The sequence below is a fragment of the Mesoterricola sp. JemC181 genome (genome assembly GCF_055384585.1).
The window spans coordinates 3,604,801-3,621,432 of record NZ_AP045076.1 but is presented as its reverse complement, the minus strand read 5'-3'; the positions used below and the strand labels follow the sequence as shown (position 1 = coordinate 3,621,432).

11 protein-coding genes are annotated in these 16,632 nt (G+C 68.6%); 4 read left to right on the top strand and 7 right to left on the bottom strand.

Features of this window, described 5'->3' with window-relative positions; translation table 11 throughout:
- Positions 1–8: 8 nt before the first annotated feature.
- From ACZ5MC_RS15995 to rpsU, 6 genes are all read right to left on the bottom strand, one after another.
- Complete coding sequence (locus ACZ5MC_RS15995; RefSeq protein WP_306601477.1) at positions 9–2,201, bottom strand: NADH-ubiquinone oxidoreductase-F iron-sulfur binding region domain-containing protein; 2,193 nt, start codon at positions 2,199–2,201, stop codon at positions 9–11.
- A gap of 285 nt (positions 2,202–2,486) precedes the next feature.
- Positions 2,487–3,917: a DUF4139 domain-containing protein gene (locus tag ACZ5MC_RS15990; protein ID WP_306601476.1), complete on the bottom strand. Its 1,431-nt coding sequence runs from the start codon at positions 3,915–3,917 to the stop codon at positions 2,487–2,489.
- A 69-nt stretch (positions 3,918–3,986) separates the two neighbouring features.
- Positions 3,987–4,496, bottom strand: a complete 510-nt coding sequence (locus tag ACZ5MC_RS15985) for a chemotaxis protein CheW (protein ID WP_306601475.1) — start codon at positions 4,494–4,496, stop codon at positions 3,987–3,989.
- A gap of 15 nt (positions 4,497–4,511) precedes the next feature.
- On the bottom strand, positions 4,512–6,125 hold the full coding sequence (locus tag ACZ5MC_RS15980; protein ID WP_464516241.1) for a methyl-accepting chemotaxis protein: 1,614 nt from the start codon (positions 6,123–6,125) through the stop codon (positions 4,512–4,514).
- Positions 6,126–7,038: 913 nt separating this feature from the next.
- On the bottom strand, positions 7,039–9,471 hold the full coding sequence (locus tag ACZ5MC_RS15975; RefSeq protein WP_464516240.1) for an endonuclease MutS2: 2,433 nt from the start codon (positions 9,469–9,471) through the stop codon (positions 7,039–7,041).
- A gap of 59 nt (positions 9,472–9,530) precedes the next feature.
- Positions 9,531–9,737 carry a 30S ribosomal protein S21 gene (gene rpsU / locus ACZ5MC_RS15970; protein WP_243335345.1) on the bottom strand — a complete coding sequence of 69 codons (207 nt, stop codon included), beginning with the start codon at positions 9,735–9,737 and terminating at the stop codon, positions 9,531–9,533.
- 169 nt (positions 9,738–9,906) lie between these two features.
- On the opposite strand from rpsU, the gene ACZ5MC_RS15965 reads away from it, so the two are divergent.
- The 4 genes from ACZ5MC_RS15965 to ACZ5MC_RS15950 all read left to right on the top strand — a co-directional run bounded on the left by ACZ5MC_RS15965 (position 9,907) and on the right by ACZ5MC_RS15950 (position 16,021).
- The gene (locus ACZ5MC_RS15965) at positions 9,907–11,700 is read left to right on the top strand and encodes a serine/threonine-protein kinase (protein WP_464516239.1); all 1,794 of its coding nucleotides are present in this window, start codon (positions 9,907–9,909) and stop codon (positions 11,698–11,700) included.
- 87 nt (positions 11,701–11,787) lie between these two features.
- Positions 11,788–12,084, top strand: coding sequence for a hypothetical protein (locus tag ACZ5MC_RS15960; RefSeq protein ID WP_306601471.1), 297 nt, complete (start codon positions 11,788–11,790; stop codon positions 12,082–12,084).
- A gap of 74 nt (positions 12,085–12,158) precedes the next feature.
- Positions 12,159–13,412 (top strand): MFS transporter, encoded by a 1,254-nt coding sequence (locus tag ACZ5MC_RS15955; RefSeq protein WP_306601470.1) that lies wholly within the window; start codon positions 12,159–12,161, stop codon positions 13,410–13,412.
- On the top strand, positions 13,403–16,021 hold the full coding sequence (locus ACZ5MC_RS15950) for an AMP-binding protein (protein WP_464516238.1): 2,619 nt from the start codon (positions 13,403–13,405) through the stop codon (positions 16,019–16,021). Before ACZ5MC_RS15955 ends, ACZ5MC_RS15950 begins: the two co-directional genes overlap by 10 nt.
- On the opposite strand, the gene ACZ5MC_RS15945 is transcribed toward ACZ5MC_RS15950, so the two are convergent.
- The gene (locus ACZ5MC_RS15945) at positions 16,005–16,532 is read right to left on the bottom strand and encodes a SanA/YdcF family protein (RefSeq protein ID WP_306601468.1); all 528 of its coding nucleotides are present in this window, start codon (positions 16,530–16,532) and stop codon (positions 16,005–16,007) included. The two genes, ACZ5MC_RS15950 and ACZ5MC_RS15945, sit on opposite strands and share 17 nt — an antisense overlap.
- Between the last annotated feature and the right edge of the window lie 100 nt (positions 16,533–16,632).

The following is a 16,632-nucleotide window of genomic DNA, read 5'->3' as shown; positions in this document are numbered from 1 at the left end:
GCGATGGATTAGACGCGTTCGACCGCGTCGAACCGGCAGACTTCGAAGCACTGCCCGCACTTCACGCAGCGTTCCTGGTCGATCAGGTGGGCGGTCTTGCGCTGGCCGGAGATGCACTCCACCGGGCAGTTCCTGGCGCAGACGGTGCAGCCGATGCACGTCTCGGGATCGATCTGGTAGCGGATGAGGGCGACGCACTTCTTCGCCTTGCACTTCTTGTCCACGATGTGCTCGCGGTACTCCTCCTTGAAGTTCTTGAGGGAGCTGAGCACGGGGTTGGGCGCGGCGCGCCCCAGGCCGCACAGGGCGGTCTGCTGGCAGAGCCTGGCGAGGCGCTCGAGCTTGTCCAGGTCGGAGAGGACGGCCCGGCCCGAGGTGATCTTCTCGAGGATCTCGAGCATGCGGGTCGTGCCTTCGCGGCACGGCGTGCACTTCCCGCAGGACTCCTCCTGGGTGAAGCTCAGGTAGAACTTGGAGAGGTCCACCATGCAGTCGTCCTCGCTGAGGACGATCATGCCGCCGGAGCCCATGATGGAGCCGGCCCGGGAGAGGGGGCCGAAATCCACCTCCATGTCGGCCTGCGAGGCGGGGATGAAGCCGCCCGCGGGACCGCCGGTCTGGATGGCCTTCAGGGCCTTGTCGTCCTTGACGCCGCCGCCGATGTTGAACACCACCTTGGACAGCGGCGTGCCCAGGGGCACTTCCACGAGGCCCGTGTGCTTGACGTTGCCGGCCAGCGCGAAGACCTTGGTGCCCCCGCTTTCCGCGGTGCCCTGGTTGGCGAACCACTCGCCGCCGTAGTTGATGATGGCGCTGACGTTGGCGAAGGTCTCGACGTTGTTGATGCAGGTGGGCTTGCCCCAGAGGCCGCGCACGGTGGGGTAGGGGGGGCGGACCTTGGGCTGGCCGCGCTCGCCTTCGATGGAGCGGATGAGGGCGGTCTCCTCGCCGCACACGAAGGCGCCGGCGCCCAGGCGCACTTCCATGTCGAAGTCCCAGCCCGAGCCCATGATGTTCTTGCCCAGGAGGCCGGCCTTGCGGCACCGGGCCAGGGCGTTCTGGATGCGCTTGATGGCCAGCGGATACTCGGCGCGGATGTAGTAGAACCCGTGACCGGCGCCGATGGCGAAGGCCGCGATGATCATGCCCTCGACGATGTTGAAGGGGTCGGACTCCAGCATGCCGCGGTCCATGAACGCGCCCGGATCGCCCTCGTCGCCGTTGCAGATGAGGTAGCGGGTCGTCTCGGCCTGGTCATGGGCGATCTTCCACTTCTGGCCGGTGGGGAAGCCGCCGCCGCCCCGGCCCCGCAGGCGGGCCTTGAGCACCTCGTTGATCACCCAGAGGGGGTCGTTCTTGCCGAGGACCGTGGCCAGGGCCTTGAACCCGCCGAACCGGACGTACTCCTCCAGGTTCTCGGGGTCCACGATGCCGCTGTTGCGCATGGCGATGCGGTTCTGGTGGTTGAAGAAGTGGATGTCGCCGTAGAGGGAGTAGAAGTCCTGGGTGATGGGCTTCTCGGGGCAGCGCAGGTGGTCCACCGGCTCGCCGCCGATGGCGTGCTTCTCGAGGATCTCGTCCAGGTCCTTCTCGGTGGAGATGCGGTAGAGGACCTGGTCGGGGTTCACGAGGACGTGCGTGCACTTGCCCTCGGTCTCGTCGCTGCAGGCGCCGAAGCACCGCACGTGGCTGGTCTTGACCCGGCTCGCGGGAACCGCCTGCTCCTTGAGCTTGCGGTCGAAGGCGTGCTTGAGGGTCTGGCCCGTGGTGCAGCGGCGGCCTTCGCAGAAGATGAAGGAGAGCTCGGCCCGGTTGTCCAGGGAGCCGTCCAGGGCGTGCTCCACGAGGGGCTCGCCCTTCTGGATGTGGCTGGAGAAGATCTTGTGCACCAGGGCCCGGTCCACGCGCTCGTACTTGACGGGCATCTTGCCGGGAGCTGTGATGCCCACGATGGGCTCCTTGCTGCAGCGGCCCGTGCAGCCGGTCTTGTGGATGACGATGTCGTCGCGCCCGGAAGCCTGGATGTGCTTCTGGAATTCGTCGAGGGCCTCGAGGGAACCCGCCGCGTGCTCGCAGGTGGCCGAGCCGATCTGGATCTGGATCTTCGCGGAATCGCCGCTTTCAGCCAGGACCGCGTCCGCGTTCTTCCTCAACGAGTCGAAGAAGTCCGCAACCGGGTTTGCCGCGACCGGATTTGCCATGGGGAGCTCCGTGGGAACTGGGCCGGGGAACTGCGGCCAATGTTGAAAAAAGTATCGATACAAAAATATCGAATTGGGCTACACTGTTTGCCATGGTGCCTGGCGTTGCGTTGCAAAACGATGCAAGGTGGGTATCGCACAACCAGGGAGCGTCGAGGACTCGACTCTCGGATCTTGTCGTTCCTTACGGGGCCCAGGAATCCATGGAGAGGGCTCGCGGCAGGTCGACCACAGATCCAAAATAGCCGCACCCGGGGGCCGGCGCGTTGATATTTATCACATCGGTCACCAGCGCATGCGCGCGCGGTAGGTGAGGGTGGCGCTTCCCTCCGCCGGGACCGCCACCTCGAACCGGGCCAGGCCGCTGGTCTCCTTGGTGAAATCGTGGCTCTTCTGGACGATCTCCCAGTCCCCGTAGATCGGCTCCAGCACGGAGACGGTGACGGGTTCCTTCTTGGCGTTGCGCACCTCCACCTGGAAGGCGGCCTCGGTCACGTGCCGGTAGGCGCCCTGGGTGCCCAGGACCTTGAAGTCGGTCTGCTTGCGGGCGGCGGTGACGTCGAAGGCGTCGCCGAGTTTGAGTCTCACCGTCTCGTTCCGGGGAGTGTGGTCCACGGCGTCCTCGCCCACGAACTGCGGCCGGCCCTGCCCGTCGCGCTTGTAGACCCGCACCACGCCCTTGGGCATGGGCATGCCCATGCGGGATTCCTCCCGGTTCCGGAACTCGACGAAGACGCCCACCTTGGGCTTCTCGCCCAGGTCCTCGTAGCGGGCCTGGAAGTACCAGGCGTCCCCGCGCAGGAGGTACTCCTTGCGCACCGGCACGCCCTGGGCGGTGAGCAGGGCCACCTGCTTGGTCTGGTTCTCCTTGAGGGTGGTGGGCCGGTCCAGGGTGTAGAGGTGGTACTCGAAGAGGCTCTCCTCCTTCATCTCGGCCCGGGCGGAGGCCTTGGCCATGGCCATCATCGGGGCGGGGGCCGGGGCCCGGTTCACGGGGGCCCGGTGGACGTCCCCGGCCACCAGCTGGAGGGTGGCGTTGGGGTACGCGGAGCCGCTCTGGTTGGTGAGGGTGACCCAGCCGCTGAGGTCCAGGGTCTTCTCGTCCGGGGCCAGGTTGGCCACGTAGTCCGCGCGCCAGGAGAGGCCGCCGGTGAGGTAGCTGAGCTCGAGCTTCTGGGCGCGGTCCTTCGGGGAGTGGAGGCTGAGCACCAGGGTGGGGCGGGCCCTCAGGTTGGCGGGGACCCCGGGGTAGATGATCCGGCCCGGGATGGACGTCTCGATGCGGTCGGCGAACTTGAGCACGGTTCCGCCGTTGGTGGCCAGCACCTCGGCCTCCTCCCGCGCCTCCCGGGAGCCCGGGCCGTCCGGGTTGGGTTTCTGGGAGACCACGGTGACCTTCCGTCCCACGTACTTCTCCAGGAGCTTCTGGGGGGTGAGCAGGTCGAAGTCGAAGTTCTGCTCGTTGATCCAGAAATCCTTGGATTCGGTCAGGTTGCGTATCAGGGCGGTCTCGGGGCGGATCTGGGCCGAGACCTCCTGGAAGGCCAGGTCCAGGTCCCCCTTGGGCAGCCGCACCTCGCGAAGGTCCTTCACCAGGGCGAGGTTGTCGTTGTAGATGGTCACGGCCAGGCCCTGCTGGTCCTTCAGGGTCGTGGTCTGCTCCGGGCTCTGGGCGGCGAGGATGGCCGGAAGGGAGGCGAGGACGAGGATGCGCATGGGGTCTCCTGGGTGTCCCGTGGATTCGGGTCCCAGTTTAGACAGGTTCGGGAGGCGGAAGGTTCCCGGTCAGGCGGAAATCGCCGACAGTTCGTCCAGGGAGAGGACGTGGTCCACGTCCAGGAGGATGACGAACTCGCCGTCCACCTTCCCGATGCCGGCGAGGAACTCGCTGCGCAGGGCGCTGCCGAAGGCCGGCGGAGGCTCGATGTCGGATGCGCCGATGTCCAGGACCGCGCGCACCTGGTCGACGATGAAGCCCAGCACCAGGTCCTCGTCATGGTGCTCCACCTCGAGCACCACCACGCAGGTGCGCCGCGAGACCTCGCTGGGGGGCCGGCCGAACCGCACGGCCAGGTCGATCACGGGCACGACGGAGCCGCGGAGGTTGATCACGCCCCGGATGAAGTCAGGCATCATCGGGACCTGGGTGAGGGCGCCGTACTGGATCACCTCCTTGATGGAGCGGATCTCCATGGCGAAGGTCTCCCCGCCCAGGACGAAGGCCAGGAACTGGCGGGGCTTCTCCGCGGCGGCGGGAGCCGGGTTGCGGCGTTGGATGGTCATGAGTTCGGACATGGGGGCCATCTCCTTTCAGAACCGCGCGAAGCCGGGTTCGTTGAAGCGGGCCCCCGCGCGGGCCTCGCGGACGGGGCGGGCGGCGGGAGCCGGACGCCTGGGCGCGGCGGCGCCGCCCTTGAGGCTGAAGAAGGCCATGGCGGTCTGGAGCTCGAGGGCATGGCCCGTGACCTCCTCGGCCGTGCTGGCCAGCTCCTCAGAAGCCGCGGCGTTCTGGGCCACGGCCTGGCTGATCTGGGCGATGGCGCCGTTGATCTGGCCCACGCCCGAGTTCTGCTCGGCGCTGGCGGCGGCGATCTCGGTCACCAGGTCCGAGGTCTTCTGGATGGAGGGGACGATGGTGTCCAGCAGCCTGCCGGCGCGTTCGGCCAGGTCCACGCTTCCCGAGGCCAGCCGGCTGATCTCCTCCGCCGCCACCTGGCTCCGCTCGGCCAGCTTGCGCACTTCGGCGGCGACCACCGCGAAGCCCCGGCCGTGCTCCCCGGCCCGCCCCGCCTCGATGGCCGCGTTCAGGGCCAGGAGGTTGGTCTGGTAGGCGATGTCGTCGATGATCCCGATCTTCTGGGCGATCTCCTTCATGGCGCCGACGGTCTGTTTCACGGCCTCGCCGCCTTCCACCGTGTCCTTCGCGGTGCCGGTGGCCAGGTCCCCGGTCATCTTCGCATTTTCATTGTTCTGGGCGATGGAGGCGCTCATCTCCTCCATGGAGGCGCTGGTCTCCTCCACGCTTGCAGCCTGCTCGCTGGCGCCCTGGCTCAGGGACTGGGCCGTGGAGCTGAGCTGCTCTGCGGCGCCGGAAAGGGAGCCCGAGGAGTCCTGCACCTTGCCCACCACGTCCGCCAGCCGCTCGACCATGTCCTTGATGGAGGCCATCATGCTGGTGGTGTCGCCCTGGGCGGTGCGCACGTCCACCGACAGGTCGCCGGAGGCCACGCGCCGCGCCACTTCGGAGGCCTCCGCGAGCTCCCCGCCCACCTGGCTCCGGAGGATCCGGGAGACCCCGAGGCCCAGGGCGATGGCCACCGCGAAGGCCGCGGCGATGAACCCGATGGTCTGGTTCTGGAGGGAGGCGACGGCCTCGAGGCTCTTCTTCTGGGTGGTGGCCGCGTCCTGGAGGTTGACCTCCTCGATGGCCTTGAAGGTCTTGTCCAGCTCCAGGGTCTTCGGGCGCACCTCGGTGAAGAGGAACGTGCTGGCCTGGGCGTGCTTGTTGGCGTCCACCAGCCCGGTGAACTGCTTGCAGGCCTCCTCGTAGGGCCCCCACGCCTTGTCGAAGGCGGCCCAGAGGGCCACTTCCTCGGGCGCCATGCGCGTGGAGCGCTCCTTGGCGATGTGATCGAACAGGTTCGACCGGGTGGCGGCAATCGATTGGCCCACTTCGCGCCTGTGTTCGGCGTCCGGCGCCACGAAGTAGTTGTTCGTGAGCCGGGCATACATGATCCCCGCGCTCCGGGCCTTGCCCACCAGGGCGACCGAGGTCAGGTTGTTCTCGTACAGGTCGGTCATCATCCCGCTCACGGTGCGGGTGTTGGACATGCCCCGGAGTCCGACCAGGACGGCCACCAGGGCCACGAGGAAGAACGAGAGGATGAGCTGGGATGCCAGCCTGAGGTTGCGGAACCACTTCATGGGAGTCTCCTGGGCAGGGCGAGGCCGACCCTCCCGGTGGGGGGTTCGGGAACCTGCCGCTTCCATGCAAGTGTGATTGATTCTCAGGAACAGACCATACGGGCGATTACCTAGTGCCGGCCGCCAGAATTACGCGTAGCGCTTTCTCAGCCCATCGCATCCAGGTACCTGGTGATCATCTTGGCGCAAGTCGGACGTGTTGATCTAACCGTGGAAGAGACGACGCGTCTGGAGGAGATGGCGCGAAGCGCCGTTGATTCCGCGCACTGGAGTCGGGCCTCTATGGCGCAGGCGACAGGAGTGAGCGAAAGCACGGTGGAGCCAATTTGGCGCAGCAACGGCCTCAAGCCACACCGCCCGGTTGGGTTCAAAGTGAGCAATGATCCTCTATTCGAAGAGTAGGGGGGCACGACGTTGCTAAGGTCACACGGGCACGAAAACCGCTGGAAGCCACTCGGATGGCCGCCGTCCTGAAGTGACACCGGAACCTGCAATTGCTTTTTCGGCGATCCTCGGCACCTCGGCGCCCTCGGCGATATGATCTTTCTCGATTCTCGCGGCGCCAACCGTCAATGCGTTGAAGCACCCATGAAACTGCTTATCGCCGAGGGCGCCGAGGTGCCGAGGATCGCCGAAAAGGAAAAGAGATGGGGCTCCTCCTCGGATTGGACGCATCTCCTTTTTCAGCGGAGGACGGGATGGCCCGACACTGGGGGGAGGACTGGGGTGATGATTACCCTCATCGGGATGTAACTGAAGCCTCACATTTTCAAGTGGGGTTGCTCCTTAACTTCCACAACTGGCCCATCAAGGCGGGAGGCCTCAAGCGGCTCGTCAATACCAGACCCTGATCTGGATTTGGCCCCATGCCTGGGTCGAAATGTCGCTTCCATTTCTGGCGGCCTACACTCGATCACCTGAGCGTGATCACCGTGGCTCCCGCGCCACCCTGGTTCTGCGGCGCGTCCTCCACCTTCGCGATGCCGGGGTGGCCCTTGAGGGCCTCGCGGACCGCGGCCTTGAGCCGGCCGGTGCCGTGGCCGTGGACGACGCGGATGAACTTCTGGCCGGCGGCGATGGAGGTCTCCACGAAGCGGTGGATCTCGGTGTCCACGTCGTCCGAGGCCCGGCCGATGAGGTTGATCTCCGACTGGATGTCCTCGGCGTCGCCGCGGAACCGCACGGAACCCCTCCGGGGGCTCCCGGAGCCCAGGGCGCCCCGGTGGATGGGCTCGAGCTCGCCGGCCCGGGTCTCCAGGCGCCGGCCCTGGGGGGTCTCCAGCACCACCCGGTCCCCCTTGAGGCTGGCGATGCGGCCCTCCACCCCCAGGCCCCGGTGCCGGGCGAAGCCGCCCTCGCGAAGCTGCGGGAGGTCCTGGGCCCGGGGCGGGGCGGCGCCGGCGCGAAGCTCGGTGCGGGCGATCTGCTCGATGGTCTTGACCCGCTCCCGGGCGTCGGTGCCCACGCGGTCGGCGTTGAAGGGCTCGGTGGCCTTGTGCTTCTCCTTGAGCTCTCTCACGAGGCGCTTGGATTCGTGGTCGATGAAGTCGAGCACCCGCTGGACCTTCTCGGCGGATTCCCGCTGGAACTTCTCCTGGCCCAGGCGGAGGGCCTCCTCCCGGTGGGCGAGGATCTTCCGGTCCTTCTCCACGGCGGCCGCGGCCTCCTTGAGGGCCTGGGTCTCGTCGGCCAGGCGCAGGCGGTCGGCCTCCAGCTGCCGGAGGAATTCGCGCCAGTCCTGCTCGCGCCGTCCCAGCACCTTCTCGGCGTGGTCGAGGATGGACCGGGGCAGGCCCAGCTTGGCGGCGATGGTCAGTGCCCGGCTCTGGCCGGGCATGCCCACCATGAGGCGGTAGGTGGGGGCCAGCCGCTCCTCGTCGAACTGCACCGAGGCGTTCTGGAAGCGGGGGTGGCGCAGGGCCCACTGGCTGATCTCCCCCAGGTGGGTGGAGCAGAGCACCCAGCACTGGCGCCGGGAGAGGGCCTGCAGGAGGGCGATGCCCAGCGCCGCCCCCTCCTTGGGATCGGTGCCGGTGCCCAGCTCGTCCAGCAGGACCAGCCCGCCGGTGCGGGCCTGGCCCACGATGCGCTTGAGGTGGAGGATGTGGCTGGAGAACGTGGACAGGCTGCCGATGAGGGTCTGGTGGTCCCCGATGTCGGCGTGGAGGGTGGCCAGCTCCGGCACCTCGGTGCCGGGCCGGGCGGGGATGGCGCAGCCGGACCGGGCCAGGGCCGTGAGCAGGCCCACGGTCTTGAGCACCACGGTCTTGCCGCCGGTGTTGGAGCCGGAGATGATGACCCCCGGCCGCTCCCGGTCCAGCTCCAGGGTCAGGGGCACGGCGTCGTGGTCCAGGGGGTCCAGGTCCAGCGCGGCCCGCACGTTGGGCAGGAGCAGGGGGTGGCGGGCCTCCAGCAGATGGAGCCGGTCCCGGCCCAGGTCGGGCAGGGCGCCGTCGCACAGAACGCTCCAGCGCAGCAGGGCGAGGCCCTCGTCCGCGTCGGCCTGGAAGCGGTGCCACCGCTCGAAATCGAAGCGCCGGGCCCGGAGCCCCTCCAGCAGGTCCCGCAGGAAGGCCTGCACGGCCTGGAGGTACTCGCGGTCCGCCTCCACGTGGTCGTTGTTCAGGGAGACGGCCTCGAAGGGCTCCACGAAGACCGTCGCGCCGCTGCTGGAGCGGTCCAGGACGAGCCCGGGAAACATGCCCCGGCGCTCGGTTCGCACCGGCAGGCAGAACCGCCCGTTGCGCTCGACGACGTTGAACTCCTGGAAGGCGTCGGGGAAGTCCCTCAGGATCCTCTGCAGGCGGTTGCTGACGGCCTGGAAGCACCGGGACCGGACCCGGTGCAGGTCGGCCAGGCCCGGCACCCGCATGGGGTCCAGCTGCCCGTCCTCGGTGAAGCTGCGCGCGAGCTGGTCGGCCACGGGGCCGGGGTCGGGCAGGAGGTCGGCGGTGACCTGGAGCCGGTCGATGCCCAGCTCCGTGCCTTCGGGACCGGGCTGGTCAGCCGGCCATTCCAGGCCCCTGGCCGTGCGCAGCAGGGTGGCCAGGGAGCGCAGCCCTTCCCGGAGCTGGCGCCAATGCTCGGGCTGGGGCCAGCCGGCGGGGTTCAGCACCTCGTCCAGGGCCTCGTCGAAGGGCACGATGGGCAGGGCGCCCGGATCCAGGGACCAGGTGGGCCCCAGCTCCATCTGCTTCAGGCGCCGCAATCCGCAGAGGCCGTCCCAGGGATGGAGCTCCCGGAGGGCCGCCCGGCCCAGGCGCGTGCGGGCCCCCCCCGCCACCAGGGCGGCCAGGGTGGGGAACTCGACGGCTTGGAGTTCGGAGGCGAGGGGTGGTCTTGTCATCTGGGCACGAAAAAGGCCCGCCGTGGGCGGGCCTCTCTATCCTATCGGAAACGAGGGCATCAGCCCATCAGCCTCCGCTCCTGGGCGAGGCGCTTCAGCGTCTTCTTGCGTGCGGCGAGCATCTTCCGCTTGCGCTTGGCGCTGGGCTTCTCGTAGTGCTGACGCTTCTTCAGCTCGCTGAGAATTCCAGACTTCTCGCACTTCCGCTTGAAGCGGCGAAGCGCGTTCTCGAAAGTTTCATCTTCCTTGATTTTGACCAGTGGCATGTGGGGACACCTCCTTCCGCCTTGAATTCGCCCGAAAACCAGAACTCCGGTTCAAGGGCCGTCCATCAGGTTACCAGCCGTATGCAGGTATTGCCAGCATTCGTTGTTGAAGATGACCAGTTGGCCGCGCCCGCTCCTGCGGTCTATAATTGCATTTTCTCGAGAATTTATGGCCCTGGCTCACCTGCTCATCGTGGACGGCGAATCCTTCCGGACCCCCGACCTGTCGGCGGTCATGCGGAACGAAGGCTGGGACGTCGTCTGGGTGCAGGGGGCCGCCAGCGGCTTCCAGGGCGCGGCCTCCACCCCCCCGGACGTGGTCCTGTTCGATCCCCAGGCCATCGGCGGGGAGGGCCTGACCCTGCTCCGGGACCTCCAGCTCCGCAAGCCCGGCATCGCCCTCGTGGCCCTCGGGGGCACGGAGGCCGACGTGGCGTGGGCCCTGAAGGCGGGCCTGGACGTCACCGCCCTGCATCGCATGGGACGGGAGACCTCCCTCCAGGCCTGGCCCGCGACCCTGCGCTCCTGCCTCGGGGGCTTCGGCCCCGGGGCCCAGAAGTTCACCACCGAGGACCTCTTCGCCGACATCCTGACCGACCTCGACGAGGTGCCCCCGGAACAGCCCAGGGCCGTCACCCCCCCGCTGCCCAAGGATTTCACGCTCGGCGGCGTCCCGAGCATCTCCAGCTTCTTCGAGGGCTCCGAGGTCGACATCAAGGCCACCGGCCCGCTGCCCCAGGTCCCCGAGAACTGGCCGCCGCCGGCCCCGCCCGAACCGCCGGCCCCCCTGGACGAGAGCATGGAGGAGTTCGGGAACTACTACCTCCTGGAGAAGGTGGCCGTGGGCGGCATGGCCGAGCTCTTCAAGGCCCGGCAGCGCGGCGTGCACGACTTCGAGAAGATCGTGGCCATCAAGCGCATCCTCCCCCACCTCTCGGACAACGACGAGTTCGTGCGGATGTTCATCGACGAGGCCAAGCTCGCCGCCCAGCTCACGCACCCCAACATCTGCCAGATCTTCGACCTGGGCAAGGCCATGGGGTTCTACTACATCGCCATGGAGTTCGTGGACGGCCGGGACCTGCGCAGCCTGCTGCGCAAGGTGCGGGAGTACCGCCTGCCGGTGCCCGAGCCCATCGCCGCCGCCGTCACCATGAAGGTGGCCAGCGCCCTGGACTACGCGCACCGCAAGCGCGGCATCAACGACAAGGAGCTCAAGCTCGTCCACCGGGACATCAGCCCCCAGAACATCCTCATCTCCTACGAGGGCGCGGTGAAGCTGGTGGACTTCGGCATCGCCAAGGCCGCCACCAAGAGCACCCAGACCATGGCGGGAGCCCTCAAGGGCAAGCTGCTCTACATGAGCCCCGAACAGGCCCTGGGCGGGGCCCTGGACGGCCGGTCCGACATCTACTCCCTCGGCCTGGTGCTCTTCGAGCTCCTGACCGGGGAGCGCTGCTTCCAGGCCGACAGCGAGCTGGGGGTCCTCGAGAAGGTCCGCATGGGCAAGGTCCAGGAGGTGCGTTCCGTCAACCCGGCCGTGACCCCGGAGATGGCCGCCATCGTGAACAAGGCCCTGAACCGCGACGTCGACCACCGCTACGTTTCGGCCCGGTTCCTGGAACGGGACCTCAAGAACCTCCTGGTGAAGACCAGCAGCGAGCCCACGGAGCACGACGTCGCCGAGTACGTGAACATGGTCCTGAAGGGGTCCCGGTCCGAGCTGGAGGAACTCCTGCAGCACCGCTACCCGGTCCTTCAGCCGGCTTCCCCCGTGCCGCCGCCCCCGCGCCCGCCGCAGCCGCTGCCGGTCCAGCCGCAGCCCCAGCGGGTGCGCCCCCCCGAGCCCATGCCCATGCCGCCGGCTCCCATGGCCCACGCCCAGCAGCCGCTGTGGCTCATCCCCGTCCTCATCGCGGTGATCGCCGGTGTGGCCTGGGTGGCGTACCGGATATTCAACTAATTGCCCTTTCCCCCCTCCCGGCGGTTCCAGGTATCCTTGATCCATCCGAATCATTGGCGTTTCCCTTCCCTTGTGTATGGAGTATTCATGGACCTCAGCAAAGACCAGCAGCAGTTCTACGAGCAGGCCCGTGAGCGTTGCCGCCAGGACGTCGACCAGATGAACAACACCATCCGGGTGGAGTGGCAGCACCTGAACGACGAGATCAAGCGCGTGCAGGAGCTCATCCAGACCCTCGAGACGCGCAAGCAGACCGTGGGCCAGATCTACGCGTCCTCCAGCGAAATGCTGGGCATCGCCAACGATCTGGATGTGTCCCCGGCCATCAAGGACAGTTCCGAAGACACCGCCGACGAGCTGGGCGTCGGGGAGATTGATCTCTGATCCATGGCAATACGAGCGTTGCTGAGCCGGACCCTGGGGCTTCCCCGGGGTCCGCTTCGTTCCGGGGAGGGCCTTTGAGCGATGAGACCGAGCAGGTCAACCGTGCCCGGGGGAAGTTCGCAGCCATGGCCGCGGCCTTCTTCCTGGGCGTCTTCAACGACAACTACTACAAGCAGGCGGTGCTCATCCTCGCGGTGGCGGCGGGGCGGATCAGCCTGCAGGGGGTGGCCATCTTCGTGTTCACCTTCCCCTACCTGCTCTTTGCGGCCCCGGCGGGCTGGGCCTCGGATCGCTTCGCCAAGCGCACCGTCGTCATCACGGCCAAGGCCGTGGAACTGGCCGCCATGCTGGTGGGGGCCGCGGGCATCGCCACGGGCAACTGGTGGCTCATCATGGTCATGCTCGGCACCATGGGCACCCAGGCGGCGTTCATGAGCCCGGCCATCAACGGCTCCATCCCCGAGCTCTACCCCGGGGACTACGTGACCCGGGCCAACGGCCTGCTCCGCATGGTGGTCACGGTGGGGATCCTCGTGGGCATCGCGGCGGCGGGCTTCACGCTGGACGTGACCGGGGCAGGCTTCCACGGCATCGACCGCGGGCGGCTCCTGGTGGGCGCCGGCGTGATCCTGGTGGCTCTCGGCGGGCTCGCGGTCAGCTTCAAGGTCGCCTCCTATCCCGCGGCCGACCCGCGCGCCCCCTTCCCGTGGCTGGGCCCCCTGGCCACCCTGCGCGACCTCGCGGGCATCCGGAAGGACCGCCTCCTGGCGTTCACCGTGGGGGCCTCGGTGTTCATCTGGTTCTCGGGCTCCCTGCAGGTGCTCCTCATCAACCCGCTGGGCATCCAGGAACTGGGCCTCAGCAAGTCCCTGACCAGCGCCCTCATCGTCAGCCAGCTGGCCGGCATCGCCGCCGGCGGCATCCTCAGCCCCCGGTGGGCCAAGGGCGAGGACTGGCACCGGGTGCTGGCGCCCGCGGGGGCCGGGATGGGCCTTTCGATGATGGCGCTGCCCGCCCTGCGCCTGCTGCCCGCGCCCTTCGTGGTCCCTGCGGTCTTCGTGGCGGTGGCCCTGGTGGGGCTGTTCGGCGGCATCTTCCTGATCCCCGTGGAGAGCTTCATCCAGCGGCGGCCCGAAGCCTCCCGCCGGGGCGCGGTCCTGGCCTCGGCCAATTTCGCCGTGTTCGGCGGAATCATGCTGAGCGGCCCGCTTTCGAACCTCCTCAACGCCCATTGGGCCCCCACCACGGGCATGTGCGTCGTGGGGTGCCTCGCCCTGGTGCTAAGCGCGGGCATGCGGGTCCTGCTCCGGAGTGCGCAATGGGCGTGACGGCCTCCCTCTTCATCGCACTGGGCCGCGGCCTCCTCTCGCTGCGCTACCGCATCCGGGTCAAGGGGCTGGAGGAGGTGGCCTCCCGGGGCGCCGGCGGCATCCTCTTCCTGCCCAACCACCCGGCCCTCATCGATCCGGTCATCGTGGCCGGGACCCTCTACCCCCGGTTCCGCCCCGCCTCGCTGGCGGACCGGGACCGCATCGCCAGCCCCGGCATCAACTGGATCACGAAGCAGTTCGGGGCCAAGCCGCTGCCGGACCTGGCCAAGTACGGCGAGAGCTGCCGGCCCGAAGTGGAGCGGGTGATCCGGGAATGCGCGGAGGACCTGGCCCAGGGCCGGAACATCCTGCTCTACCCCGGCGGCCACCTCATGCGCAGCCGCCTGGAGGACCTGGGGGGCAACAGCGCGGTGGAGACCATCCTGGCGGCGGCGCCCGGAGCCCGGGTGGTGCTGGTGCGCACCCGAGGGCTCTGGGGCAGCCGCTTCAGCCGCGCCGCGGGGCACTCCCCCGATTTCATGCGGGTCCTGGCCCGCCAGGCCCTGGACATCCTCGCCAGCTTCGTCTTCTTCTGCCCCCGCCGGGAGGTGACGGTGGAACTGGCCGAGCCCGCCGACTTCCCGCGGTCCGAGGGCCGGGAGGCCATGAACCGGAGGATGGAGGCGTTCTTCAACGAGGACGCGCCGCCCGCCCTCCACGTGCCCGCCACGCCGTGGGAGCCCGGCGGCCGCCGCGTCCTTCCCGACCCGCCCCAGGTGCGTCTCCAGGGGGACCCGGGGGAGGTCACCCCGGCGGTGCGGGAGCAGGTGCAGGCCCGGCTGAGGGACATGTCCGGGAAGGCCGGGCTCCAGGACGCCGACCAGCTCGCCCGGGACCTGGGCATGGACAGCCTGATGCGCCTGGAGCTCCAGCTCTGGATCGAGCAGGAATTCGGCCACCACCTGGGCGACCCGGATTCCCTGGTCACCGTGGGGGACGCGCTGCTCGCGGCCTCGGGCCACGCCATCGACACGGCGGGGGCCCCCCTCAAGCCCGTGCCCTCCTCCTGGTTCCGGCCGATGGGGCTGCCCGCGCTCGTGCCCGAGGGCGCCACCATCCCCGAGGTCTTCCTGCGCCAGGCGGCGCGGGATCCCGGCAGGGCGGTCATCGCCGACCAGGCTTCGGGCGTGAGGACCTACCGGGACCTCATCACCTCCATCCTGGCGCTCAAGCCCGTCCTGGAAGCCATCGAGGGCCCGTACGTGGGCATCATGCTGCCCTCCAGCGTGGGCGCGGCGGTGCTGTACCTGGCCGTGCTCTTCGCGGGCAAGACGCCCGTCATGGTGAACTGGACCACCGGCGTGCGGAACATGACGCACGGCCTGGACCTGCTGGACGTCAGGCGCGTGCTCACCGTGGGCAGGGTGGTCGAGCGCATCCAGTCCCAGGGCATGGACCTGGAGGCCCTGCGGGACCGCCTCCTGCTCATGGAGGACGTGGGCGCCTCCCTGACCCGGGGCGCCAAGCTCAAGGCCCTCCTGGGCGCCTGGCTCTCGTGGAAGCCCCTGCGCAGGGCCCGCATCACCGAAAACGCCGTGGTGCTCTTCACCAGCGGCAGCGAGAACCTGCCCAAGGCCGTCCCCCTGACCCACGGCAACCTGCTGGCCAACGTGCGCGACATCACCGCGGAATACCGGTTCCTGGACGGAGCGCGCTTCGTGGGATTCCTGCCGCCCTTCCACTCCTTCGGGCTCACGGGCACCGTCGTGCTGCCCCTGTGCTGCGGGTTCCAGGCCGTGTACTACCCGGTCCCCACCGACGGCACGGCCCTGGCCCGCCACATCGAGGCCTACCGCGTCACCGCCCTGGTGGGCACCCCCACCTTCCTCAACGGCATCGTGCGGGTGGCCCGCACCGCCCAGTTGGAGTCCCTGGGCTTCGTGATCACCGGGGCCGAGAAGTGCCCCGAGGCCCTCTTCGAGGCCATCGGCCAGCGCTGGCCGGGCATGGTGATCCTGGAGGGCTACGGCATCACGGAGTGCTCGCCCGTGGTGGCGGCGAACCGCGAGGAGGGACGCAGGCACGGCACCATCGGCTGGTGCATGCCCTCCGTGGACCATGCGCTGGTCGACCCCGACACCGGGGAGCGGTCCCTTCCGGGGGCCATGGGCATGCTCCTGGTCAGGGGGCCCAGCATCTTCGGGGGGTACCTGGGGTTCGACGGACCCTCGCCCTTCGTGGACTTCGAAGGCCACGCCTGGTACCGCACCGGGGACCTGGTCCGCGAGGAGGACGGCAGGCTGGCGTTCGCAGGCCGGCTCAAGCGTTTCGTGAAGATGGGCGGCGAGATGGTCAGCCTTCCCTCCGTGGAGGAGGCCCTCCTGGCCCGCTTCTCGGGCCCCGGGGACGACGAGGCGGTCCTGGCCGTCGAGGCGAAGGAGACCGGCAACGCCGTGGAACTCACCCTCTTCACCATCCGGGGCGTCACCCGGGAGGAGGCCAACCAGGCCATCCGGGAGGCCGGTTTCAGCCCCATCCACAACATCCGCACGGTCGTGGACCTGGAGAAGATCCCGGTGCTGGGCACGGGCAAGACGGACTACAGGACGCTCAAGGCCCTGCTGTAGCGTCGTCCGGAGTGGTCTCCCGGTTCCCCAGCATCGTGTGGGGCGGAAACCACCGGTCCAGCACCGCCACGTGCCGGGCCGCGAATTCCCGGGCCAGGAACCCGGCCCTGGCCTTCAGGGGCACCCCGGAGGTGTCCGCGGCCACGCCCGTTGCGTCCAGGCCCATGCTGGAGGCCAGGTAGAGGGCCCTGGGCAGGTGGAAATCCGAAGTGACCACCACGGCGCGCTTCACCCCGAAGACCGCCTGGGCCCGCCGGAGGCTGTCATAGGTGCGCCTGCCGCCGTAGTCGCTCACCACCCGCTCGACGGGGACCCCCCGGCGGATGAGCCATTTCCGCATCGCCTGGGGCTCGTTGTAGTTTTGCGCCCGGTTGTCGCCGGAAACCAGGATCCAGCCCACCTGGCCGCCCCTGAACAGCGCCAGGGCGGCCTCGAGCCGCCCCTCGAGGATCGGGGAGGGCTCGCCGTCGGCGTACACGCCGGCCCCCAGGACCAGGGCCGGCCCCTGCACTGCCGGAAGGGCATTCCGCAGAAAAATGCGGGAAGCGAACTCCTTCGGGAACCATAGGAGAATCCAAAGCAAATCAATGGTAAAGAATACAAAAAGGGTT

What these genes read in the sequence shown, in the direction of transcription:
- ACZ5MC_RS15980 (WP_464516241.1), bottom strand. Translation starts at nt 6,125, where the DNA reads ATGAAGTGGTTCCGCAACCTCAGGCTGGCATCCCAGCTCATCCTCTCG.
- ACZ5MC_RS15960 (WP_306601471.1), top strand. Translation starts at nt 11,788, where the DNA reads ATGGACCTCAGCAAAGACCAGCAGCAGTTCTACGAGCAGGCCCGTGAG.
- ACZ5MC_RS15965 (WP_464516239.1), top strand. Translation starts at nt 9,907, where the DNA reads ATGGCCCTGGCTCACCTGCTCATCGTGGACGGCGAATCCTTCCGGACC.
- ACZ5MC_RS15985 (WP_306601475.1), bottom strand. Translation starts at nt 4,496, where the DNA reads ATGTCCGAACTCATGACCATCCAACGCCGCAACCCGGCTCCCGCCGCC.
- ACZ5MC_RS15975 (WP_464516240.1), bottom strand. Translation starts at nt 9,471, where the DNA reads ATGACAAGACCACCCCTCGCCTCCGAACTCCAAGCCGTCGAGTTCCCC.
- ACZ5MC_RS15950 (WP_464516238.1), top strand. Translation starts at nt 13,403, where the DNA reads ATGGGCGTGACGGCCTCCCTCTTCATCGCACTGGGCCGCGGCCTCCTC.
- ACZ5MC_RS15995 (WP_306601477.1), bottom strand. Translation starts at nt 2,201, where the DNA reads ATGGCAAATCCGGTCGCGGCAAACCCGGTTGCGGACTTCTTCGACTCG.
- rpsU (WP_243335345.1), bottom strand. Translation starts at nt 9,737, where the DNA reads ATGCCACTGGTCAAAATCAAGGAAGATGAAACTTTCGAGAACGCGCTT.
- ACZ5MC_RS15990 (WP_306601476.1), bottom strand. Translation starts at nt 3,917, where the DNA reads ATGCGCATCCTCGTCCTCGCCTCCCTTCCGGCCATCCTCGCCGCCCAG.